Origin of the sequence: Lentzea californiensis (genome assembly GCF_024648825.1) — a bacterium.
Classification (GTDB): Bacteria; Actinomycetota; Actinomycetes; order Mycobacteriales; family Pseudonocardiaceae; genus Lentzea; species Lentzea californiensis.
In genome coordinates, this window is the sequence record NZ_JANBBE010000003.1 from 173,017 (window position 1) to 193,732 (window position 20,716).

A 20,716-nucleotide genomic window follows, 5' to 3' on the forward strand; every position below is an offset into this window, starting at 1 on the left:
CCCGGTCATCCCGCTGTGGGGTGGCCGGGTTTTTCCTTGGGGGAGGAAATGATCGTGAACTCCGCGCTCGCCGCTGCTCTCGACGCCCAGGCCGACGATTCGGTGCTGCTGGCCGCGCTGGCCGACCACGGGGTGTTCGTACCCGTGCACGCGAACGGGTCCGTGCTCTTCCTGAAGGACTCGGACGGAAGTCCTGCTCTCCCCGGTTACGTCAGCGAGGCGTGCTGCTCGGACCAACTGCCGGAGTCGGCCGGTGCCGTGCACTGCGACGTCCTGCGGCTGCTGGACATCGCGGCGCAGACCGGTGTCGGGATGCTGTCGCTGCAGTCGCCCGGCGGCTGGGCCCGCGTGCCGGTGCCGTTGCTGCGCCACACGATGCGGGAGCGCGGCCGGGACGCGGCGGGGGAGCGACTGCTGCTTCGCCCGTCCACGCACGTGCTGGCCATCGCGTTGCGGCAGGCGCTGGTGCGGCGGATCGCGGAGTTCCCGGCGATCCGGACGGTCTGGGTGTCGAACGCGCGGTGGGTCGACACCGGTATGGAGAACCTGATGCTGCACATCGCGGTGGACGAGCCGATCCCCTCGCCTTCGGCGAAGCGGTTGATGGAGGTTCTGCTGACGGAGGAAGTGGTGCTCGGCGAAGGCGATCCGCACCTGGGCTCGCTCGCGCTGAACACCACGACGCACGCGGACCACATGGCTGAGCTGGAGACGATGGGACTGGACCAGGTGCGGGCGCCGGAGAAGCGCCCCCAGCGGTGGTGGCGCCGCTCCTGATCACTCGTTCGTCACCCCGAACGGCACGTGCACGCACGGCACCGTCTGGATCAGGTGCCCGCGCTGGTCGTCGAAGAAGATGTGCGGCTTGAGCACGTCCAGGATCGGCGCCTTCTCCAACCCTCCCAAGAAGAACGCGTCGTTGACGGTGAGCCCCCAAGCCTTGAGGCTGTTGATCGCGCGCTCGTGGGCGGGAGCGGATCGCGCGGTCACCACCGAGACGCGGATGCGGTCCTCGGCTTGGCGCTGGATCCGGTTCACGCCCGCGAGGAAGTTCCTCAGCGGACCGGGATCCAGTGGTGTGACGACGTTCGTGGCCTCGTGCCGCTGGAACTGGTCGAGGCCGCCGCTCTGGTAGATCCGCTCGGACGCGTCGCCGGCCAGGACGCCGTCGAAGTCGAACGCGATCCGCAGCGCCGGATCGTCGTCGTCCCGGAACGACGACTTGAGGACCTGGCCCGCCGGGAGGCCGGCGAGGGTCGCCTTGCGGACGTCGTTCTCGTTGGCGGACAGGAACAACGACATGTTCAGGGCCGGCATGAACTCGTGTGCTGCCCGGCCCTCGGTGAAGATCGCGCGGGTGATCCCGAGGCCGTGGTGCGCGGCGGAGCGGAGGATGCGCAGGCCGGTGTCGGGGGAGTTGCGCGACAGCACGATCACCTCGACCAGCGGTGCCAGCGCGTTGAGGCGCAGCAGGCGGCGGAGGAACGGGAACGCGACTCCGGCGGCGAACGGTTCGGCGAGGTGTGCTTCCTGGTAGGCGCGGTAGGCCTGTTCGCCCTCGGTCGTGAAGACGGCGTCGGACTGCTCGAGGTCGAACAAGGCGCTCGACGCGACGCCTACGACCAGCAGGTTGTCCAGGCTGGGGGCCACAACACGGGATCGTAGCCACCCGGTCCGCGCTTTTCTGGTACGGTCGTACCAATGTACTGGGTTGTGCTGGTGGCCTCCGGGGTGCTGGAGGCCGTGTGGGCCACGGCGCTCGCGGCGTCGAAGGGTTTCCGCCGGCCGTGGCCGGTGGTGGTGTTCGCCGTGTCGATGACGCTGAGCGTCATCGGGCTCGCGTGGGCGATGCGGGAGATCCCGGTCGGCACGGCGTACGCGGTGTGGGTCGGCGTGGGGGCCGTGCTCACGGTGCTCGTCGCGGTGCTGCGCGGTGAGGAGAAGCTCGGGGTGGCCAGGGCGTTGCTGCTCGTCGCGCTGATCGGCTGCGTCGCGGGCCTGAAGGTGGTGAGCTGATGTACTGGGCCGTGTTGCTGGCCAGCGCCGTGCTCGAAGCGGTGTGGGCGACGGCGTTGTCCCAAGGGGCCTACGTGCTCTTCGTGATCGCCGCGACGCTGAGCATGGTCGGGCTTTCCGTTGGCATGAAACGGATTCCGGTCGGGACCGCGTACGCGGTGTGGGTCGGCACCGGTGCCGCCCTGACCGTGACGTGGGCGATGATCACCGGCGAGGAAGCGGTCTCCGCGTGGAAGATCGTGTTCCTCACCGGGATCATCGCCTGCGTCATCGGCCTGAAGTTCCTGAAGTCAGGAGGATCAGGCGTTGAGCGTCCACCGCTGGTTCGCGGTGCCGGCGCAGTCCCAGAGCTGAAGCCTGGTGCCGTCGGCGGAGCTGTTGCCGGTGGCGTCGAGACAACGTCCTGACCCCGCGTTGCGCAGCTGGCCGTTGGCCTCGGCGGTCCACTGCTGGTTGCCCGCACCCGTGCAGTCCCACAACTGGGTCACCGCGCCGTTGGCGGTGCCGGACGCGTCCAGGCACTTGCCCAAGGCGCGCAACGTGGCTCCGTTGCGAGTCCACTGCTGGGCGTTGGTGCCGTTGCAGGTGTAGAGCTGGATCGCGGTGCCGTTGGCGGAGCTCGCCGCGGCCACGTCCACGCACTTGCCGCCGAACCCGGTGAGGGTGCCACCGGTGGGCGGGTTCGGGGTGCCGCCGCCGGCGGTCTCCCAGATGGCGTTGAGCAGGCTGGTGCTGCCGGTCGTGTCCTGGGAGAGCTCCCAGTTCATGATGCCGCCCGCGTTGGCCAGCGCCCACTGGGTCTTGCGACGGATCGTCGGAAGACCGTTGTAGGAGTTGCCGTTGTAGGTGTCGCGGTTGGCGTTGGCCGGGTCCTGCGCGACGAGGTCGCGGTAGGAGATGTAGGTCGGCCGGCTGTAGAACGGCACACCGAGGACGGCCTTGCTCGCCGGCAGTCCGCGGTTCTTCCAGAAGTTGACGGAAGCGATCGACCAGTCGTAGTTCGCGTGCGGGCTACCGCCGTCGTAGGCCATGATGTTCAGCCAGTCGACGATGCCGAACACCGCGGGCTGCACGCCGTTCGCCGTGCCGCCCTCACTGACGACCGCGGCCGTGAGCAGCTTGCCGCGGCTGTGCAGCTGGTCGCCCAGCTGGCGCATCAGCAGCGTGTAGTTGTCGCCCTCGACGCCCGGATCCGGGTACTCCCAGTCCATGTCGACGCCGTCGAGGTTGTACTGGCCGACCAGGTTGATCAGCGCGTTGACGAACGTCGTGCGGCCGTTGGCGCTGGCCGCGAGGATCTCGAAGTTGTCGTCGTTGCCGTCGTTCCAGCCGCCGACCGCGATCGAGACCTTGACGCCGTTCTGGTGGCCGAGGCTCACCAGCTGCTGCAGCTTGCCGGGGTCCGGCACGCCCTGGAGCGTGCCGTTGGAGTTCGGCAGCACGAACGAGTAGTTGATGTGCGTCAGCTTGTTGTAGGGGAGCGTGCTGACGTTGCCGGCCCAGGACGGCATGTAGCCGACGCTTTTGAACCCGGCGGGGTAGGCGGCCTGCGCGGCAGGCGCCATGACTGTCAATGTCGCCGCGGCGGCGGCCAGCGCTAGGCCGGCGGCACCGAGGCGTGAGCGGAATGAACGCATTGCAGGGAGAGGCCTTCCACTTCGTCGAGCGCCCACCGCGACGTTAGTGGTCTAGACCGGTTGCGGGAAGATCGACTGGGGACCGGAACTGGTTCCGGTCGGCTTTCGGGCCATCACCGCAGGTAGGAGGCACCGTTCACGTCGATGATCGTGCCGCTGGCCCACACCGCGTCCTCCGTGGTCAGCCACGCGACGGCCGCGGCGACCTCCTCGGGTTCGGCGACGCGGCCGAACGGGCTCTGCGCCCGGATCAGCTCGCCCTCCGGGCTCGCGAGGAGGTCGGTGACCATGCCGGTCCTGACGAAGCCCGGTGCGACGCCCGCGACCGCGATGCCCTGCGGGGCCAGTGACTGGGCGAGCGACTGGGTCATCGCGTGCAGGCCCGCCTTCGCCGCGCCGTACGCGGGGGCATCGGGCTCACCCCGGTAGGCACCCCGCGAGCCGACGTTGACGATGCGACCGCCGCGGGGCATGTGCCGGACCGCATGCCACGCGAGGTCGGCCGGCCCGTACAGGTTGAGCTCGATCGTGCGGCGCCAGGCCTGCTGCCACTCCTCGAAGCTCGTCGTGGCGATGGGGTGGTGGAAGTAGATGCCCGCGTTGTTGACCAGGACGTCGAGACCACCGAGCTTCTCGGCGGTCTCCTGGACGATCCGCCCGGCCTGGTCCGCGCCGAGATCGCCCTGCACGGTGACGTGTCCCTCGCCGGGCAGGTTCCCGGCCACGGTGCGCGCCTCGTCCGCGCCGGAGCGGTAGTGGACGGCGACCTGGTGGCCTTGCCGGGCCAGCGCGTGGGCCACGGCGGCGCCGATGCCACGCGAGGCCCCGGTGACGAGAGCACGTCGAGTCATACGACGATCATGCCTGATTGTCGATCATCCACTTGCCGTTCTGCTGCACCAGCGTGTACGTGTGCGTCTCCGTCGTGAAGATGGCGTCGCCCTGCATGTACTGCAGTGTCACGGTCACCACGTTGGGGCCCTGTGGCGAGACGTTCGACAGCCTCACCGAGGTGAACCGGTTCCAGAACTGCTGGTACGTCTGGAAGGTCTGGTTGCGGCTCGCCTTGAAGTTGTCGGTGAGCGTCGCCCAGCCCGCTTCGAGGTTGCCCGGCCTCTCCGCGTAGTAGGCGGTGATCGCCTCCTGGGCGCTCGCCGGCCCGGCGGGGGGCTGCGGGGTCTGGCCCTGGCTGGGCGTGTTCTCGGGCGGGGTCGTCTGCGAACCGGCGGGCGGCTGCGTCTGGCTGGCGGGAGGCTGCTGCGGGTCGGTCTGACCCGTCGTCTGCCCGCCCGTGGTCTGGCTCGGCGTGCTCGAGGAGGACTGCCCGTTGCTGCCGGGCGTCTGGGCGTTCTGCTTGTCGCCCTTGGGCCACAGCAGGAACGAGCCGACGCCCACGGCCAGCACGAGCAGCACGATCGCGATGGGGACCAGCGGGAACTTGCGGCGGTTCTCGTCGGGCTCCGCCGGGGGCACCGGTGCCGGTGGGCCGGAGGCGGCGACCCCCGCGCCTCCTGCCACGAGGGCCTGACGGATCGGGGTGGTGGGCTTCGGGGCGACCGGCTGAGGCTCCGGGGTGGTGGGCTGGGGCTCTGGGGCGACGGGCGGTGCGGCCGCCGGCGTCTCCTGCGCCTGGGCCGCTTCGGCGTCCGCCGCGGGTGCGGTGGAAGGCGCCGGCTCGGGCTCGGGCTCGGCCTCTGCCTCGGGTGCGGGTTCCGGTTCGGGCTTGGCGGGCGGCGCCGTCAGCCCGGCTGCCTCCACTGCCGCGGCGCCCGCGACCAACCCCGCGGCGGCGGCAGCGGCCTCCTGCTTCGCCTTCTCCTCCGGCTGGGCCTCCACGGGGAGCTTGACCGTCGCCGGGATGACCGCGGTCGCCTCGGCGGCGAGTGGCGTCTCGTTCACGACGGCGGCCAGCAGGTGCACCGCCTCCTGCATGGTCGGGCGGCGTGCCGGGTCGGTCGCGAGGAGCCGGAACAGCACGGGGGACAGCAGGGGGCCCGCGTTGGCCGGCGGCATGATCGAGCCACCGGCGACGCGGTGCAGCATCACGAGGTTGTTGTCCGCCGTGCCGAACGGCGGGCCGCCCTCGACGGCGTTGTAGAGCGTGGCGCCCAGCGAGAAGACGTCGGAGGGCAGGCCCGCGTCCTCGCCGCGCGCCACCTCGGGGGAGAAGAAGGCCGGCGTACCGACGGTGCCCGTCGCGGTGGCGGTGCCGTCGTCGTCGGTGGCACGGGAGATGCCGAAGTCCGTGATCTTGACTTCCTGGTCGCCGATCAGGACGTTGCCGGGCTTCACGTCGCGGTGCTGGATGCCGTGGCGGTGCGCGGCGGCCAGGGCGGCGGCGGTGTAGCACCCGATGCGGGCCACCTCACGGGGTGGCAGCGTGCCCTGCTCGGCGATCACGGCGGCCAGGCTGCGGGAGGGGAGGTACTCCATGATCAGCCAGGGGCGGTCTTCCTCCTCCACGACGTCGTAGACGCGGATGGCGTTCGGGTGCTCCAGCCGGGCGGCGAGGCGGGCCTCGCGCATCGCCCTGGCCTTCGCGCGGTCCACTCTGGCGTCGTCGAGGCCGTCCAGCGCGAGCAGCTCCTTGGCCGCGACCACGCGGTGTAGTTGCTCGTCATAGGCCTGCCAGACGACTCCCATCGCCCCTTGGCCGACCTTCTGCTTCAACTGGTAGCGGCTTCCGATCAGCCTGCTGCTCTCCTCCACGCGGGTGCTCCCGTCCCCTCTGATCACTCACAAGTGTGACGGTTGCCGCGGTAGCCGTTGACCATAACCCCACTTGGGGGTATCTACGGGGTTATGCCGAAAATCAACGTGTACCTGCCCGACGACCTGGCCGATTCCGTCAAGGACATGAACATTCCCGTCTCGGCGATCTGCCAGAGAGCCCTGGAGGGTTCCGTCAAACGGATCAGCGCGATCCGGGCACTCACCGTCGACGACCTGAAACGCGACAACTTCCCGCACTTCACCGACCGCGCGTGGCGGGCGCTCCAGATCGCCGCGGAAAGCGCCCAGGGCACCAAGATCGGCACGTCCCACCTCCTGAACGGCATCGTCACCGAAGGTGGGAACCTGGCCCTGGACGTGCTCCGCGCGATCGACATCACGCCGGACGGCCTTCCCTCCTTCATTCCCGCGGACATCGGCAGGAAACCCGGTTTCGCCGACGACGGCGCCGCCGCGCTGGAACTCGCCGTCACTGAGTCCATCGCGCTCGGGCACAACTACGTGGGCTGTGAACACCTGCTGCTCGGCATCGTGGCCGAACCGAACGGCAAGGGCGGCGAGGAACTGCGCGAGCTGGGCGCGGAGATCAAGGGCACGCGGCGCGCCGTCCAGACGGCGCTCGCGGGCATCGTGCACCTGAAGAAACAGCAGCAGGCCGCCCCGGACGCGGCGAAGGTGCTGGAGATGATCATGTCGCGGCTGGCCCGGCTGGAGCAGCTCGCCGGTATCGGCTGACGAGCTCGGCGCCGATGCGCGCCAGGTGTTCCTCCACCTCGGGTGACTCGACGGTGATCAGGCCGCCCCACCCGGCGACGTTGCGGGCGATGTCGAGCGGCCGCGGTGCCGTCAGCTCCACCTTCGTGTGCTCGCCCTGCTCCTCGACGACAGTGCAGTGGCGTCCGTGCTGGTGCTGGAAGACGGTCAGGAACCGCGTCGGCACGAGCACGGTCGCCGACGTCTCCGACCGCCTCGCCTCCATCTTCATGACGACCTCGTCCCAGGCGCCGGCGAGCTCGAAGCCCGCGGGGCGGGAGGCCGGGGTACCGGTGAGGGAGACACCCGTGACGCGGTCGAGCCGGAACGTGCGCCGCCCGTCGCCGGTGCCGGCGATGAAGTACCAGGTGCCGTCCTTGTCGACGAGTCCCCACGGGTCGACCTCGCGCTCCTTCGGTGCCTCGCCCCGCTTCTGGTAGGTCAGCCGTACCCGCACCTGTTTGACCACGGCCTGCTGCAGCGTCGTGGCCAGGGCGGGCCTGTCCTTGGTGTCCTCGCCCCACGCCGCCGTGTCGACGATCGTCGCGTCCGCGGCGGCCTCCGCCTCGGCGCGGAACGTCTGCGGCAGTGCGCGGACCAGCTTGCGCAGGGCCGACTCGATCTCCGGGGCGACGGACGCGGCCGGTCCGGCGACCAGGAACAACGCCTGGGCCTCTGCCGAGCTCAGGCCGCTCAGGTCGGTGCGGGCACCGCCGACGAGCGACCAGCCCCCGCCTCTCCCCGGCTGGGGGTACACCGGTACCCCCGCCGCGGACAGGGCTTCGAGATCGCGCCTGGCGGTGGCGTTGGAGACTTCGAGCTCTTCGGCCAGCTCGGCGGCGGTCACCCGGCCGCGGGCCTGCATCAGCAGCAACACGGCGACTAGACGGTCTGCGCGCATGTCTCCAGATTCCCGCTAAAAGTGCTCATTGGATGAGCACTTTACGGCGGAAGCTGAGAACACAACCGGACGAGAGCCACCTGGAGGCAGTTGTGTTGCGAGGAATGTCGACCGTGTCCTACTTCGCCGACGACCTGACCGAGGCCCGCGACTGGTACGCGTCGTTCCTCGGCGTCGACGCGTACTTCGAGCGGAGCACCCCGGACGGCCTGCTCGCCTACGTCGAGTTCCGCATCGGCGACTACCAGGCCGAGCTCGGCCTCGTGCACCGCCGCTTCGAGGTCACCCCGTCCGACGGACCGGCGGGCGAGATCCTCTACTGGGCGGTCGACGACCTCGACGGGACGCTGGCGAGGTTGCTGGAGCTGGGCGCCAAGCTCCACGACGAACCGCGGGTGCGCGGTGAGGGGTTCGTGACGGCGTCGGTGGTCGACCCGTTCGGCAACATCCTCGGGGTCATGACCAACACCCACTACCTGGCCATCGCCGAGCGGAACCAGGCCGGCCGCCGAGACGCGTGACGCGGGAGTCGAAGTCGCGGGCGCCGCGGCCGGTCGTCCGCATATCCTCCGGTGATGACGACGCGGCTCGCCATCACCGGACATCGTGGGCTCACCGCGGCACTGGAGGCCGAGGTCGACCGGATGATCCGCGCCGCGGTGGCGGAGACCGGTTCCGTGGTGGGGGTGTCGTGCCTCGCGGACGGTGCGGACGCGGTGTTCGCGCAGGCCGTGCTGGACGCGGGCGGGGCGCTGGTCGCGGTGCTGCCGGCATCGGGGTACCGCGACACGTTGCCCGAGGCCTACCGGCCCGTCTACGACGCGTTGCTCGCACGGGCGGCCAAGGTCGTGCAGCTCGAACACGTCACGCCGGACCCCCGCGCCTACATGGAGGCGGGCAAGCGAATGGTCGACGAGTCCGACTCCCTGCTCGCGGTGTGGGACGGGCTGCCGGGGCGTGGCCCCGGTGGAACCGCGGACGTCGTGGACTACGCGCGGTCGAGAGGCGTGCCGGTCACGGTGCTGTGGCCCGAGGGCGCCGTCCGCTGAGCTTTCCTCCCAGCAGCACGCGGAACAGCACCGCCGGGCGGAGCAGGGTCACCGGGTGGCCGGCCAGCTGGGAGACGCGGGCGTACGCGCGGTAGACCCGCCGGTGGCCGGGGATCGCCGCGATCACGCGGCCGGAGTACCACCGCAGCAGGCGCGCCCGCACCGGGAGTCTCCTGGTGGCCCAGCCGAGATCGGCGGTCGTCGCGAACGTCCACGGGAACCTGGCGGCCTTGGCGACCGCGCGCTGGAACGTCAGAGGCTCAGCGGCCAGGTCGTGGTCCTGCAGCAACGCGCGCAGTTCCGCGCAGTTCAGGGCCGTGACTGTCAGACCGTGTCCGTGCACTGGATCGAGCGACACCACCGAGTCGCCGAGCGCGAGCAGGCCACGCGGCCAGTCCGGGACCTGGTGGAAGCGGTTCCAGCGGTTGCGCAGGTTGCCGGAGCGGTGGACCGCCGACGCCGGGGTGGCCGTCTTGACGATCTCCGCGACGTCCGGGCACCGCAGGCTCGTGGCGTGGTCGAGGAAACCGTCGTCGTCCGCCGGCGCGGTGTCGCCGTCCGCGCCGAACAGAGTCACGAGCCAGCGCGAACCGTCCACAGAGGACACCGCGCCACCGCGTCTCGTGCCGGGCGCGTGGGTGATCTCGCAGGCGTTCTTCCAGCCGAGCTCCAGGTCGCGGTTCACCTCGTAGAGGCGCGAAGCACAGGTGACGTGGCCGTTGACGATCCTCGGTGCGGGGCAGTGCACGCCGAGTTCCGCGAGCCACGACACCAGCCTGCTGTCGCGGCCCGACGCGTCCACCACGAGGTCCGCGTAGTCGGTGAACGGGCGGTCACCGCGCCTGCCGTGCACCCCGGTGACCGTGCCCCGGTCGTGCAGCAGGCCTTCGACCGTCACACCGTCCACAAGGGACACGTTGGCCAGCCGCAGCACCCGGCGCCGGATGATCCGGTCGAGCGTCACGCGCGTCATCGAGAGCACGCTCAGGCCCAGGTGGTCCCGCGGCGCCGGGCCGTTCGGGAAGCGGTGCAGGAAGTCGCTGCCCAGGTCGGCGCGGACGGCCCCCGCGTTCTCCAGTTCCCTGCCGATCCGCGGGAAGAGCGCTTCCAGCGCCTGCGCTCCGCGCGCCGGCAGCGGGTGCGGGTGGTGGGCTCGAGGGATACCCGCGCGGTGGCCGGCGTCGGTGGTGATCACGCTTCGTTCGACCAGCACGACGTCGCCGTACGACTCGGACAACACCCTCGCCGCCAGCAGTCCCGCGAAGCCGGCGCCGATGACCAGGGCGCGGTCGGAGTACATGGCGGCCATGCTGGCAGAGCGCCCCTCCCGGGGGACCCGCCAAGAGTCCTGTGTTTCGCCACGGGTCAGGACAGCTCCGCGGCCAGTTCCGCCCGGCTGCGCACCCCGAACTTGGTGAAGAGCGACTTGAGGTGGTCCTGCACGGTGTAGGACGAGATCGCCAGCCGTGCCGCGATCTCCGACGTCGGCTGCCCGGCCAGCACGCCGTGGCAGACGTCCTCCTCACGGGTGGTCACGCCGTGCGCCTTCAGCCGCAACCCCAGCAGGTCCGCGCCCGACGCCCGGCTGATCGTCACGGCCGCCTCGCCCGCCTCGTCGCCCACGAGTTCGCTCGCTTCGAGCAGGATCCAGCCACCATGCGCGTCGCGGAGCCTCACCCTGAACGTCCCCGAGTGCGCTCCGGCGGCCGCGGCCCGCAGCATCACCGCGAACCGGCCGGGTGCGACGTCCTCCAGTTCGTCGCGCCACCGTGCGGCGGACGCGGTCGAGGCGCGGATCGTGCCGGCGCCGGTGACCACGACGATGGCGGGAGCACCGGTCCGGCGGGCCGAGGTGCGCGCCGCGACCTGGGTGGCGGCTCCTATCGCGGGTGCCACCCACGTCATGAACTCGAGTTCGCGCTCGCTGAAGTCGTTGGTGCGCACCATTCCCGCCCCGCCCCAGCAGGTGTCGCCGACGCGGAACAACGACCGCAGCTCGTGACTGAGCCCGAGCGGCCGCCAGACCTCGTTCAGGCGCGCCGACCGCTCGTCCTCGAGCCTCGCCACCGTGTCGCCGCGCTGCGCCAGTGCCGCGAAGGTGTGCGGTTCGCCGGGCGTGTACTCGCAGGTCGCGAGCACCGGTTCGTACTGTTCGGGGATGCGGTCGGCCCCGCTGGTCATGGTGCTGAACACGCCCGAGTCCGGGTCCATCGACGCCCAGCAGGTCAGGTCGCACGGGACCACCCGGCCGACCAGGGCGATGGCGGCCTCGTGCAGTCGCGCGACGTCGAGTCCCGCGCTCGCCAGTGCCGTGACGTCGCGTCGCACGCCGAGCGCCCGACCCTCCCACATGGTTGGCAGTATGCGCCCGTGTGCGGGAGCCCGGGATCCCAGTTTTCCGGGATGTCGCGGCTCGTCCGGTGCGGGGAGGCTTCAGTGCGTGCTGACCACTGCAGGCGAGGGCGACGTGCTCACCGTGCCCGACGCGACCATCACCGTCCGGATCCAGGGGAAGTCCACTGGCGGCGCCTACGAGTTGTTCGAGGTGGACGCGCCACGGGGAGAAGCCGCGCCGCCTCACCGCACGCCGTGGCCGAAGGCCTACTACGTGCTGCACGGACGTATGGCGGTGTTCCTCGATGGCGAGCTGTTCGACCTGTCGCCGGGCGATGCCATCACGATCCCGCCCAACGCGTCCCACACGTTCACCGTGCACACGCCGTCCGTGCAGTTCCTGGCGTTCGCCGTGGGAGAGGCCATGGGTGCGTTCTTCCGCGACCTGTCCGGGAACGGGATGGAGGCGTTGGGCCGCCACGGGGTGACGTTGTGAGCGTCGTGGCCCAGATCGCCGCCGGGGTCGCCGCCTTGGTGCACGTCGTGGTGTGGGTGTGCGAGGCGTTCCTGATCGGGCGCGTCCACCAGTCGATGTTCGGGCAGTCCGCGCGGGACGTGCCGGCGATCCGGCTGTGGGCGTTCGGGGTGGGGTTCTACAACCTGTTCCTGGCCTGCGGCCTGATCGCCGGGCTGGTCGCGGTGAACGGCGGGCAGGAACTGGTCGGGCGCACGCTGGTCTTCTACGTGTCGTGGTTCATGCTGGCGGGCAGTGTCGTGCTGGCCGTGGCCGATCAGCTGGCACTGAGCCGCCCGCGCAACCAGGCGTGGGGAGGCGTTGCGGCGGAAGGGATCCCACCGTTGGTAGTGTTGCTGTTCGCTTAGAAGCCTGGGGGCACATTCCTTGAGAACGATCGAACTACCTGACGGCGCTGTGATCACCGGGCGTGGCCTGCGTGATGGGAAGATCGTGGAGCCGCACCCCCAGTACGGGGTGTACCTGCAGCCGAAACCGGTCGACGTGCCGTGGGCGCACGACTGGATCGACTGGCCGGACTTCCGCCTCCCGCGTGACCACGACGCCGCGATCAGGCTGATCCGCTCCCTGCACGCCAGGGCGCTCTCCGGCGAGCAGGTCGAGGTGGCGTGCAGCGGTGGCATCGGCAGGACCGGCACGGTGATCTCGTGCCTGGCCGTGCTCGCCGGTGTCCCGGCGGCCGAGGCCGTGGCGTGGACGCGCGCGAACTACCACCGGCGTGCGGTCGAGACGCCGTGGCAGAAGCGCTGGGTGAGGAACTTCCCGCCCGCCTAGGAGTCGAGCTCGACCGCGGAGCGCTTGTGCACCAGCTCGACGACCTCCGGTGGCACCGAGTCGCCGGCCGCGAGCAACCGGGGCAGCAACGCGGCCTCCGTGGTCAGGGCGCGGAAGCACAGCTCGACCGTCACGTCGTGGCCGGGCCGGTGCACGACGCTGATCTCGTCGCCCGGCCCGATCAGGCCTTCTTCGAGCACGCGGAAGTAGGCGCCGGGCCGGGCCTGCCGCGTGAACCGCTTCACCCAGCCGCGCTGACCGAGGAACTCGGCGAACGTGCGGCACGGGATGCGCGGCCCGGTGACCTCCAGCAGCGCCGAGCCGATCCGCCAGTGCTCGCCGACCAGGGCGGTCGTGTGGTCGATGCCCTGCGTGGTCAGGTTCTCGCCGAACTGGCCGTTCGACAGCGGGACGTCCAGCTCGGACTGCCACCAGTCGAGGTCTTCGCGCGCGTAGCCGTAGACGGCCTGGTACTCGCCGCCGTGCACGGTCCAGTCGGCGATCGAGTCCCCGGCGACGCCGCTGCCCGCCGTTCCCTTCGCGCCGGTCGGGCTGACCTGCAGCGGCCCGTCCACCGGGCGTTTGCCGATGCCGGTGGCGCCCGCGCGGGCGTAGTCGACCGGGATCGCCTTGCGGGCGACGTTCAGCGAGAGCACGACAGGCATGGTCACGAGACTATTGGCCGACGGCCTTGGCGGCGATCGAATTGACGTAGTCCTGGTACTTGCCGACCTTGAAGGTGATCAGGTCCATGCACTCCTGCAGCTGCACCATCTGCTGCTGGACGCGTTCCTGGTGTTCTTTCAGGATGTCCAGGCGCTGCAACTCGTTGCCGTCGCCCTGACGGACCAGTTCGGTGTAGCGGCGGATCTCCGGCACCGGCATCCCGGACATGCGCAGCATGATGCACATGCGCAGCCAGTCGATGTCCTGCTGCGTGTACACCCGGCGGCCTCCCGGTCCTCTTTGGACCTGGCGCGCCAGGATGCCCTCCTTCTCGTAGAACCGCAGCGCGTGCACGCTCAGCCCGGTGCGTTCGGCCACCTGCCCGATGCTCAACCCCATGTCGTCGAGCATAGGCTTGACCTAGAGTCGGCTCTACTTCGTAGGTTGCCGCCATGAACATGCGCTATCGCGTTCTCGGGGGAACCGGCATCGAGGTCAGCCACCACTGCCTCGGTGCCATGATGTTCGGCTCTGTCGCCGGCAACGACCACGAAGAGGGCGTGCGGATCATCCACCGCGCCCTCGACGCGGGCATCAACTTCGTCGACACCGCCGACATGTACTCGGCGGGGGATTCCGAGGAGATCGTCGGCAAGGCGCTGAAGGGCCGTCGCGACGAAGTCGTGCTGGCCACGAAGTTCCACTTCCCGCTGGGGGAGGGGCGCAACCGCAGCGGCAACTCGCGGCGCTATGTCGTGCGGGCCGTCGAGGACAGCCTGCGGCGGCTGGACACCGACTGGATCGACGTCTACCAGGTGCACCGGCCGGACTACCGGACCGACGTCGAGGAGACGCTGTCCGTGCTGACGGACCTGGTGCGCGAGGGGAAGATCCGGGCGTTCGGGTGCTCGACGTTCCCGGCCGAGGAGATCGTCGAGGCGCATCACGTGGCGCTGAACCGGGGCCTGATGCGGTTCCGGACCGAGCAGCCGCCGTACTCGATGCTGGCGCGCGGGATCGAACGGTCGGTGCTGCCGACCGCCCGGCGCCTCGGGATGGGCGTGCTGGTGTGGAGCCCGCTGGCCAGCGGGTTCCTGTCGGGCAGGCACCGGCGGGGCGCGTCGGCCGAGGCGTTCCGGGCGACGCTCAGCCCGGAGCGGTTCGACGAGTCGTTGCCGGGCAACGCGGCGAAGTTCGAGGCCGTGGAGCAGTTCGCGAAGCTCGCCGACGAGATGGGCGTGTCGTTGCCCGCTCTCGCGGTCGCGTTCACGACGTCGCATCCGGCGGTGACCTCGGCGATCATCGGGCCGCGCACGATGGAGCAGCTGGAGTCGTTGCTGGAGGGCGCTTCGCTGGTGCTCTCCGACGACGTGCTGGACCGGATCGACGAGATCGTGCCGCCCGGTGTGGACACCTACGACGTGCACGGGTTCTGGAAGCCGGCGTCGCTGCTGGAGGCCCACCAGCGACGCCGGCCGCTCGATCAGCGCTGAGTCAGCACTGGCTCACCACTGCTGGGTGCTCAGACCGGTGCCGAGGTAGATCTGGTCGTGCCCGTTGCCGTCGTTGTCGTCGGTGTAGACGACGGTGACGCGGCCCCACGGGTCGACGCCCACGGCGGGTTCGTCCTGCCTGCCGGTGGCGTTCGAGACCGTGAGCTGGCGTTCGGGACGGCCCGTGGTGGTCCCGTCGGGGTTGTAGGCGCTGGTGTGGACGTCCTGCGCCTCCGCCGTGGTCACCGCGACGCCGAGCTGGTCGTCGATGCCGATCTGCGGGTCGGTGCCGGTGGTCTGCGCGACGGCACCGCGTGAGGTCCCGGACGCCGTGAACGACTGCGTGCGGACGCCGGACTGCTCCCAGGCGACGGCGAAGTCACCGTTGAAGTTGGCCGCCACGGCGGGGCGTTTGCCCTGCCCCGTCGTGGTCTGCGCCTGCTTCACGCCCCCGGCCGGGGTGACGATCTTGCGGGCGACGTTCGCGTCCGCCTCCCACACCACGATCGCGTTGCCCGCGGCGCCCATCGCCACCTGCGGTTTGGCGTGGGTGCCGCCGGCGTTGTTGATCTGCGCCTCGTAGGACTTGGAGCTGATCGACGCGAACACGCTCACCCGCACGGTGGGCGCGGCGGTGCCCTGCTTGTCCTCCCAGGTGACCGCGAAGCCGCCGCTGTCGGGATCCGCCGCGACGCTGGGGAAGTACTGCTGGCCGTCGGCGCCGGCGTTGGCCGTGCCGGAACCCGACACGGTCCCGCTCGCGCTGACGGAGCGGACGGCGATGTTGTAGTAGCCGTTGCCGTCCGGGTCCTCCGACCAGACGACGACGGCGCTGCCGTCCTCGCGCACCGACACATCTGGCTGCCAGTGGCGCCAGGTGCCGGTGCCACCGGTGGAGAGCTTCTTCTCGTAGACCGAGGTCCCCTCCTTGTAGAGGCGGATCCAGACGTCGGAGTGGACCGGGTCCTCCGGGGCGGTGGCGTCGCGGTCGTCCTCCCAGACGACGGCGGTGTAGCCGTTGCGGGAGGCCGAGACGGACGCGTTGTCCTGGTCGCCGGTCGACTCGCTGTTGACCGTGGACCACGTCATCGGAACCGGGGCGAGCAGCAGGCTCGCGAGCAGCAGTGTCTTCACGGCGCCTGCAATCCGGGGTTGGTGGACTCGACGACGTAGCTGCCGACGGTCTTGACCGGGTAGTCGCGGACGGTGACCTTGTCGACGGCGCGGAAGTCGACGCGCATCTCGGCTGAGGTGGTGCGCGTCTTGACGTAGCCGCGCAGGTTCTTGAAGTACTTGACGTGCGGGTTCAGCGTCGGGTTGAGGCTGTTGTCGGCCGCGTTGCCGTCACCGCCGGACGTGACGGAGGTGGTGACGAGCTCGGTGCCGATGATCCGGTTCTGGGTGCCGTAGTTCTGCATGAGGTTCGCGCCCCAGCTGCGGTGCACGTCGCCGGTGAGCACGACCGTGCCCTTGTTGCCGTTGGTGTCCCAGGCGTTCTGGATCCGCGTGCGGTTGGCGGTGTAGCCGTCCCACGAGTCCATGCTCTTGGACCCGTCCGCGGCGGCGAGCCGTTGCGCGAAGAACACCTGCTGGCCCAGGAAGTCCCACGTGCCGAGCTTCTGGCGCAGGCCGTCGATCAGCCACGTCTCCTGCGAGGTGCCGGTGAGCGAGCGTGCCGGGTCGTCGGCGGCCGGGCAGACCTTCGTGCCGTCGCCGCACGCCTGGTCGTTGCGGTACTGGCGGGTGTCGAGCATGTGGAACGTGGCGAGGCTGCCCCAGCGGACCCTGCGGTGCAGCAGCATGTTCTCCGCCGTCGGCGCCTGCGCGGATCGCAGCGGCATGTGCTCGTAGTAGGCCTTGTACGCGGCCGCGCGGCGGGCCTTGAAGTCACCGGCCGGGTTGGTGTCGTTGCGGACCAGGTTCGCGTAGTTGTTCTCGACCTCGTGGTCGTCCCAGACGACGAGCCAGGGCGCGGTGGCGTGCGCGGCCTGCAGGTCCGGGTCGGTCTTGTACTGGGCGTGGCGGACGCGGTAGTTCGCGAGCGTGCTGATCTCCGTGGCGGGCGCGAACTCGCGGACCTTCGTGGTGGTGGCGGCGCCCTCGTAGATGTAGTCGCCGAGGTGCAGGATCAGGTCGGGCTGTTCCTCGGCCATCCGCCGGTAGGCCGTGAAGTAGCCCTCCTCGTAGTGCGAGCACGAGGCGAAGAGCATGCTCAGTTCGGGCTGCGTGCCGACCGCCGGTGCGGTCAGCGCGCGGCCGGCGGGGGAGATGTGGCCGCCGGTGCGGAAGCGGTACCAGTACTCGCGTCCCGGCTCCAGGCCGGTGAGGGTGACGTGCACGGAGTGAGCGCTCGCCTGGGTGGTGGTGACCGTGCCGGTGCGGGCGACGGCGGTGAAGCGCTCGTCGGTGGCGACCTGCCATTCGACGGTGGTGTTGGTGTTGGGCATCCCGCCGAGTCCGTCGGCGTTCAGCGGGTTCGGGGCGAGGCGGGTCCAGAGCACGAACCCGTCGGCCGCCGGTTCGCCGGACGCGACTCCGAGGGTGAAGGGATAGCCGATGGCGTTCGCGGGGGCGGAGGACGCCAATCCGATGCAGGCCCCGGCGCTCGCTCCCGCGAGGCCGCCCACGATGAAGGTACGTCTCCGTAACGTGGTCATGACCCGCAGGCTTACCGACGCGGGTAAAGGCGCGCCTAATTGTGTGCGGCTTCAGAGTGGTTTCCCGCCAACCAAGAGCAGCGCGGTCGTCGGTGTGGACGTCGAACGCGTCGGCGAGCAGTTCGGCGGCGCTGAGCGGCAGGCCGGTGTCGCGGACGGGGCGACGTGGTCGCGGGCCCTGGCGGCGTTCCTGTTCGCCGAGAAGGACACGCTGACCGCGGGCGATCTCGCCGACGAACTGGGCGTGAGCGCGGGGTCGGTGTCGGTGCGATCAGGATGCTCGCGCAGATGGGCCTGATCGAGCGGATCCACGTCGCCGGCAGCCGGCGTGAGCACTTCCGGATGCGCGACAACGCCTGGACGACGCTCTACTCGCGGCAGCACTCCGTCGTCGACGACGTGCTGGGCGCCCTGGAGAGGGGGTCGACGCGGTCGGGCCCGGTCGCGCGCACGACCGGCTCGAGTACATGCGGGACTTCTGCACGTTCCTGCTCAACGAGGCGCCGATGCTGGTGGAGCGCTTCGAGCGGCAGCGTCGTGGAGGACCCCGTTCATGATCAGGTCGAGCATCCGCCTCGCCTGATCCGGGTCGCCGTTCTGGGCGACGCCGATCAGCAGCGCCATCAGGTCCATGGGCTCCGTGCGGGCGTTCAGCGGAGTCAGCATGGTTTGGACGGCCTCGGTCATCTTCGCGCGGCTGTGCTCGAACGGGTTCAGGCCCAGCGCGATCACTGCCTGCAGCGCGTCCTTGAGGTCGCGTTTCGTCGCGGCGTAGGCGATGAAGCGGTCCATCCACTCCCTCAGCGCCGCCGCCGGCTCGCGCGTCTCGAGCAGTTCGGGCGCCGCGTCGCAGAGCTTCTCCAACTCGGTGCGGTAGACGGCCTCGATCAGCGCCTCGCGGGTGGGGAAGTGGCGGTAGAGCGTGCCGATCCCGACGCCCGCCTTCTTGGCGATGGCGCCGAGCGTCACGTCCTTCTCGTGGGTGAACGCGTCGAGCGCCACCTCGATCAGCAGTCCCCGGTTCCGGACCGCGTCTGCACGCACTTCATCACTCCCATGGGGTGCGTCACTTGCTAAACGGAGGCCCCTCCGCTTACTGTGGAACTCGAACCGGAGGCACCTCCGTTTCAGTGTACGACAGGTTGGGGAAGTCAGATGAGTGAGCGCATCACCACCCCGTTCGGCTTCGGGAGCACCGCTCTCGAGGTCGTCGAGGGCGTCGACCTCTCGGGCCGTCGCGCCGTGGTCACCGGTGGGGCGTCGGGCATCGGCGTCGAGACCGTGCGGGCGCTGGCCGCCGCGGGAGCCGAGGTCACCATCGCGGCGCGCGACGTCGAGGCGGGCCGGAAGGTCGCCGCCGACGTGTCCGCCACCACGGGCAACAGCGGCGTGCTGGTCGCTCCGCTGGAGCTGACCTCGCAGGAGTCGGTCGAGGCCTTCGCCGCGGCGTGGGACGGTCCGCTGCACCTGCTGATCAACAACGCGGGTGTGATGGCCTCGCCGCTGACGCGCACGCCGGAGGGCTGGGAGCTCCAGTTCGCCACGAACCACCTCGGCCACTTCACGCTGACGCTGGGCCTGTTCGACGCGCTGCGCGCCGAGGGTGCCCGCGTGGTGAACGTCAGCTCGGCCGGCCACCTGAGCAGCCCCGTGGTGTTCGAGGACATCCACTTCGAGCGCCGCGAGTACGACCGCTGGAAGGCGTACGGCCAGTCCAAGACCGCAAACGTGCTGTTCGGCGTGGAGGCGGGTCGCCGCTGGTCCGGCGAGGGCATCACGATGAACGCGCTGATGCCCGGCGGCATCCTGACGGCGCTGCAGCGCCACATCTCGCAGGAGGAGCTGCAGGAGCGCATCAGGCTGCGCGGCGGCGGCGACAACCCGCTCCAGCTCAAGACGCCGGAGCAGGGCGCGGCCACCACGCTGGTGCTCGCCGTGTCCCCCTTGGTGGAGGGCCGTTCGGGCCTCTACTTCGAAGACTGCAACGAGGCGCTCCCGCACGCCGAGGGCACGACCAACGGTGTGGCCGCCTACGCGACCGACCCCGAGGCCGCCGCCCAGCTGTGGAAGGTCTCCGAGGAAACAGTGAAGGTGCAGGCATGATCACGACAGGATTCGGCTTCGACGCGACGGCCCTGGAGGTGGCGGCGACAGCCGACCTGGCAGGCCGCCGAGCCATCGTCACCGGCGGCGCCTCGGGCATCGGCGTGGAAACCGTCCGAGCCCTGGCCACCGCCGGAGCCGAGGTGACGATCGCGGCCCGCGACATCGACGCGGCCGGGCGCGTGGCGGCCTCCCTGTCCAGGTCCACCGGCAACAAGCACATCTCGGTGGCCCACCTGGACCTCGCCTCGCAAGCCTCCGTGAAGGCCTTCGCCCGCACCTGGGACGGCCCGCTGCACCTGCTGGTCAACAACGCGGGCGTCATGGCCACCCCGCTGACCCGCACCCCGGAGGGCTGGGAACTCCAGTTCGCCACGAACCACCTCGGCCACTTCACCCTGACCCTCGGCCTCTTCAACTCCTTGCGAGCCGACGGCGCCCGAGTGGTGAACGTCAGCTCCTCAGCCCACCTCATGGGCGAGGTCGCCTTCGACGACATCCACTACGCCCACCGCGAGTACGACCGCTGGCAGGCCTACGGCCAGTCCAAGACCGCGAACATCCTGTTCGGCGTGGAGGCAGGCCGTCGCTGGTCCGGCGAGGGCATCACCATGAACGCCCTGATGCCCGGCAGCATCGCCACCAACCTCCAGCGCCACCTCACCCCCGAGCAGATGCAGGAGCGCATCCGCCAAAGCGGCGCAGCGGCCACCCGCAGGGTCAAGACCCCGGAGCAGGGCGCCGCGACCACCCTCGTGGTGGCCACGACCCCGCTGCTGGACGGCATCTCGGGCAGGTACTTCGAAGACTGCAACGAGGCCGAGCCGGTCGCGGGCGGCTCGCACATGCGTGGCGTCGCCCCGTATGCCCAGGACCCGGAGGCGGCGGCCCAGCTGTGGAAGGTGTCCGAGGAGACGCTCTGGTCCCTGAAGGCGGCCTGAGCCCGCGGCGAACTCCGGGGCGGCGCGGTCGGGAGGGCGGCGTGAGTTCGGTGGTGGCGCGCGGACCGGCCGGCCACCGCCTCATCCGCGCCTACCGGCCCCAGGCGACCGGCACAGCCGAACG

25 protein-coding genes are annotated in these 20,716 nt (G+C 70.4%); 13 read left to right on the forward strand and 12 right to left on the reverse strand.

The features are described 5' to 3' along the window. Positions 1–54 precede the first annotated feature (54 nt). A complete protein-coding gene (locus LX88_RS15105; protein ID WP_258948398.1) occupies positions 55–777 on the forward strand; it encodes a hypothetical protein in 723 nt (240 codons plus the stop codon). Here the strand turns inward: LX88_RS15105 and LX88_RS15110 are convergent, their stop codons facing one another. Further along, entirely contained in the window at positions 778–1,650 is an 873-nt protein-coding gene (locus LX88_RS15110) for a 5'-nucleotidase (RefSeq protein WP_258948399.1), read from the reverse strand. It lies immediately after the preceding gene. Positions 1,651–1,701: 51 nt separating this feature from the next. On the opposite strand from LX88_RS15110, the gene LX88_RS15115 reads away from it, so the two are divergent. Together LX88_RS15115 and LX88_RS15120 are read left to right on the forward strand one after the other, a co-directional pair. Further along, positions 1,702–2,016: a DMT family transporter gene (locus LX88_RS15115; protein ID WP_258948400.1), complete on the forward strand. Its 315-nt coding sequence runs from the start codon at positions 1,702–1,704 to the stop codon at positions 2,014–2,016. Then, positions 2,016–2,423 (forward strand): DMT family transporter, encoded by a 408-nt coding sequence (locus tag LX88_RS15120; RefSeq protein ID WP_258948401.1) that lies wholly within the window; start codon positions 2,016–2,018, stop codon positions 2,421–2,423. Before LX88_RS15115 ends, LX88_RS15120 begins: the two co-directional genes overlap by 1 nt. On the opposite strand, the gene LX88_RS15125 is transcribed toward LX88_RS15120, so the two are convergent. The 3 genes from LX88_RS15125 to LX88_RS15135 form a co-directional block, all read right to left on the reverse strand. Continuing rightward, positions 2,316–3,581: a glycosyl hydrolase family 18 protein gene (locus LX88_RS15125; protein WP_258948402.1), complete on the reverse strand. Its 1,266-nt coding sequence runs from the start codon at positions 3,579–3,581 to the stop codon at positions 2,316–2,318. The genes LX88_RS15120 and LX88_RS15125 overlap by 108 nt on opposite strands. A 185-nt stretch (positions 3,582–3,766) precedes the next feature. Continuing rightward, a complete protein-coding gene (locus LX88_RS15130) occupies positions 3,767–4,504 on the reverse strand; it encodes an SDR family NAD(P)-dependent oxidoreductase (RefSeq protein ID WP_258948403.1) in 738 nt (245 codons plus the stop codon). 7 nt (positions 4,505–4,511) lie between these two features. Next, the gene (locus tag LX88_RS15135; protein ID WP_258948404.1) at positions 4,512–6,362 is read right to left on the reverse strand and encodes a serine/threonine-protein kinase; all 1,851 of its coding nucleotides are present in this window, start codon (positions 6,360–6,362) and stop codon (positions 4,512–4,514) included. Positions 6,363–6,455: 93 nt separating this feature from the next. On the opposite strand from LX88_RS15135, the gene LX88_RS15140 reads away from it, so the two are divergent. Further along, positions 6,456–7,121, forward strand: coding sequence for a Clp protease N-terminal domain-containing protein (locus tag LX88_RS15140; protein WP_258948405.1), 666 nt, complete (start codon positions 6,456–6,458; stop codon positions 7,119–7,121). Here the strand turns inward: LX88_RS15140 and LX88_RS15145 are convergent. Continuing rightward, positions 7,075–8,040, reverse strand: a complete 966-nt coding sequence (locus LX88_RS15145; protein ID WP_258948406.1) for a helix-turn-helix transcriptional regulator — start codon at positions 8,038–8,040, stop codon at positions 7,075–7,077. The genes LX88_RS15140 and LX88_RS15145 overlap by 47 nt on opposite strands. Before the next feature lie 104 nt (positions 8,041–8,144). Between LX88_RS15145 and LX88_RS15150 the strand changes: the two genes are divergently transcribed. Both LX88_RS15150 and LX88_RS15155 read left to right on the forward strand, forming a co-directional pair. Next, entirely contained in the window at positions 8,145–8,561 is a 417-nt protein-coding gene (locus LX88_RS15150) for a VOC family protein (RefSeq protein WP_258948407.1), read from the forward strand. Between the two features lie 54 nt (positions 8,562–8,615). After that, complete coding sequence (locus tag LX88_RS15155; RefSeq protein WP_258948408.1) at positions 8,616–9,089, forward strand: hypothetical protein; 474 nt, start codon at positions 8,616–8,618, stop codon at positions 9,087–9,089. On the opposite strand, the gene LX88_RS15160 is transcribed toward LX88_RS15155, so the two are convergent. Further along, positions 9,055–10,389, reverse strand: coding sequence for an NAD(P)/FAD-dependent oxidoreductase (locus LX88_RS15160; RefSeq protein ID WP_258948409.1), 1,335 nt, complete (start codon positions 10,387–10,389; stop codon positions 9,055–9,057). The two genes, LX88_RS15155 and LX88_RS15160, sit on opposite strands and share 35 nt — an antisense overlap. A gap of 65 nt (positions 10,390–10,454) precedes the next feature. After that, complete coding sequence (locus LX88_RS15165; protein WP_258948410.1) at positions 10,455–11,441, reverse strand: helix-turn-helix transcriptional regulator; 987 nt, start codon at positions 11,439–11,441, stop codon at positions 10,455–10,457. Positions 11,442–11,529: 88 nt separating this feature from the next. On the opposite strand from LX88_RS15165, the gene LX88_RS15170 reads away from it, so the two are divergent. The 3 genes from LX88_RS15170 to LX88_RS15180 are packed head-to-tail and all read left to right on the forward strand — an operon-like array spanning position 11,530 to position 12,732. Continuing rightward, entirely contained in the window at positions 11,530–11,919 is a 390-nt protein-coding gene (locus tag LX88_RS15170) for a cupin domain-containing protein (protein WP_258948411.1), read from the forward strand. Continuing rightward, a complete protein-coding gene (locus LX88_RS15175) occupies positions 11,916–12,305 on the forward strand; it encodes a DUF1304 family protein (protein WP_258948412.1) in 390 nt (129 codons plus the stop codon). The genes LX88_RS15170 and LX88_RS15175 overlap by 4 nt, the downstream gene beginning before the upstream one ends. A 28-nt stretch (positions 12,306–12,333) precedes the next feature. Continuing rightward, a complete protein-coding gene (locus LX88_RS15180) occupies positions 12,334–12,732 on the forward strand; it encodes a protein-tyrosine phosphatase family protein (RefSeq protein WP_443674875.1) in 399 nt (132 codons plus the stop codon). Here LX88_RS15180 and LX88_RS15185 read toward each other — a convergent pair. Beyond that, positions 12,729–13,397, reverse strand: a complete 669-nt coding sequence (locus LX88_RS15185; protein ID WP_258948414.1) for an MOSC domain-containing protein — start codon at positions 13,395–13,397, stop codon at positions 12,729–12,731. The two genes, LX88_RS15180 and LX88_RS15185, sit on opposite strands and share 4 nt — an antisense overlap. Positions 13,398–13,407: 10 nt before the next feature. Next, positions 13,408–13,797, reverse strand: a complete 390-nt coding sequence (locus LX88_RS15190; RefSeq protein WP_258948415.1) for a MerR family transcriptional regulator — start codon at positions 13,795–13,797, stop codon at positions 13,408–13,410. A 59-nt stretch (positions 13,798–13,856) separates the two neighbouring features. On the opposite strand from LX88_RS15190, the gene LX88_RS15195 reads away from it, so the two are divergent. Continuing rightward, positions 13,857–14,891 carry an aldo/keto reductase gene (locus LX88_RS15195; protein ID WP_258948726.1) on the forward strand — a complete coding sequence of 345 codons (1,035 nt, stop codon included), beginning with the start codon at positions 13,857–13,859 and terminating at the stop codon, positions 14,889–14,891. A gap of 12 nt (positions 14,892–14,903) precedes the next feature. On the opposite strand, the gene LX88_RS15200 is transcribed toward LX88_RS15195, so the two are convergent. Continuing rightward, positions 14,904–16,025, reverse strand: coding sequence for a hypothetical protein (locus LX88_RS15200; RefSeq protein ID WP_258948416.1), 1,122 nt, complete (start codon positions 16,023–16,025; stop codon positions 14,904–14,906). Continuing rightward, positions 16,022–17,548: an alkaline phosphatase D family protein gene (locus LX88_RS15205; RefSeq protein ID WP_258948417.1), complete on the reverse strand. Its 1,527-nt coding sequence runs from the start codon at positions 17,546–17,548 to the stop codon at positions 16,022–16,024. Before LX88_RS15205 ends, LX88_RS15200 begins: the two co-directional genes overlap by 4 nt. 94 nt (positions 17,549–17,642) lie before the next feature. Here LX88_RS15205 and LX88_RS15210 point away from each other — a divergent pair, with 94 nt between their 5' ends. Beyond that, positions 17,643–17,846, forward strand: a complete 204-nt coding sequence (locus LX88_RS15210; protein WP_258948418.1) for a helix-turn-helix domain-containing protein — start codon at positions 17,643–17,645, stop codon at positions 17,844–17,846. 194 nt (positions 17,847–18,040) lie between these two features. On the opposite strand, the gene LX88_RS15215 is transcribed toward LX88_RS15210, so the two are convergent. Further along, positions 18,041–18,592 (reverse strand): TetR/AcrR family transcriptional regulator, encoded by a 552-nt coding sequence (locus LX88_RS15215; RefSeq protein WP_258948419.1) that lies wholly within the window; start codon positions 18,590–18,592, stop codon positions 18,041–18,043. 111 nt (positions 18,593–18,703) lie between these two features. On the opposite strand from LX88_RS15215, the gene LX88_RS15220 reads away from it, so the two are divergent. Next, the gene (locus LX88_RS15220; RefSeq protein ID WP_258948420.1) at positions 18,704–19,651 is read left to right on the forward strand and encodes an SDR family NAD(P)-dependent oxidoreductase; all 948 of its coding nucleotides are present in this window, start codon (positions 18,704–18,706) and stop codon (positions 19,649–19,651) included. Continuing rightward, positions 19,648–20,592 (forward strand): SDR family NAD(P)-dependent oxidoreductase, encoded by a 945-nt coding sequence (locus tag LX88_RS15225; protein WP_258948421.1) that lies wholly within the window; start codon positions 19,648–19,650, stop codon positions 20,590–20,592. The genes LX88_RS15220 and LX88_RS15225 overlap by 4 nt, the downstream gene beginning before the upstream one ends. Positions 20,593–20,716 lie beyond the last annotated feature (124 nt).

What these genes read in the sequence shown, in the direction of transcription:
- LX88_RS15115 (WP_258948400.1), top strand. Translation starts at nt 1,702, where the DNA reads ATGTACTGGGTTGTGCTGGTGGCCTCCGGGGTGCTGGAGGCCGTGTGG.
- LX88_RS15120 (WP_258948401.1), top strand. Translation starts at nt 2,016, where the DNA reads ATGTACTGGGCCGTGTTGCTGGCCAGCGCCGTGCTCGAAGCGGTGTGG.
- LX88_RS15125 (WP_258948402.1), bottom strand. Translation starts at nt 3,581, where the DNA reads ATGGCGCCTGCCGCGCAGGCCGCCTACCCCGCCGGGTTCAAAAGCGTC.
- LX88_RS15130 (WP_258948403.1), bottom strand. Translation starts at nt 4,504, where the DNA reads ATGACTCGACGTGCTCTCGTCACCGGGGCCTCGCGTGGCATCGGCGCC.
- LX88_RS15140 (WP_258948405.1), top strand. Translation starts at nt 6,456, where the DNA reads ATGCCGAAAATCAACGTGTACCTGCCCGACGACCTGGCCGATTCCGTC.
- LX88_RS15145 (WP_258948406.1), bottom strand. Translation starts at nt 8,040, where the DNA reads ATGCGCGCAGACCGTCTAGTCGCCGTGTTGCTGCTGATGCAGGCCCGC.
- LX88_RS15150 (WP_258948407.1), top strand. Translation starts at nt 8,145, where the DNA reads ATGTCGACCGTGTCCTACTTCGCCGACGACCTGACCGAGGCCCGCGAC.
- LX88_RS15155 (WP_258948408.1), top strand. Translation starts at nt 8,616, where the DNA reads ATGACGACGCGGCTCGCCATCACCGGACATCGTGGGCTCACCGCGGCA.
- LX88_RS15160 (WP_258948409.1), bottom strand. Translation starts at nt 10,389, where the DNA reads ATGTACTCCGACCGCGCCCTGGTCATCGGCGCCGGCTTCGCGGGACTG.
- LX88_RS15165 (WP_258948410.1), bottom strand. Translation starts at nt 11,441, where the DNA reads ATGTGGGAGGGTCGGGCGCTCGGCGTGCGACGCGACGTCACGGCACTG.
- LX88_RS15185 (WP_258948414.1), bottom strand. Translation starts at nt 13,397, where the DNA reads ATGCCTGTCGTGCTCTCGCTGAACGTCGCCCGCAAGGCGATCCCGGTC.
- LX88_RS15190 (WP_258948415.1), bottom strand. Translation starts at nt 13,797, where the DNA reads ATGGGGTTGAGCATCGGGCAGGTGGCCGAACGCACCGGGCTGAGCGTG.
- LX88_RS15195 (WP_258948726.1), top strand. Translation starts at nt 13,857, where the DNA reads ATGCGCTATCGCGTTCTCGGGGGAACCGGCATCGAGGTCAGCCACCAC.
- LX88_RS15205 (WP_258948417.1), bottom strand. Translation starts at nt 17,548, where the DNA reads ATGACCACGTTACGGAGACGTACCTTCATCGTGGGCGGCCTCGCGGGA.
- LX88_RS15220 (WP_258948420.1), top strand. Translation starts at nt 18,704, where the DNA reads ATGAGTGAGCGCATCACCACCCCGTTCGGCTTCGGGAGCACCGCTCTC.
- LX88_RS15225 (WP_258948421.1), top strand. Translation starts at nt 19,648, where the DNA reads ATGATCACGACAGGATTCGGCTTCGACGCGACGGCCCTGGAGGTGGCG.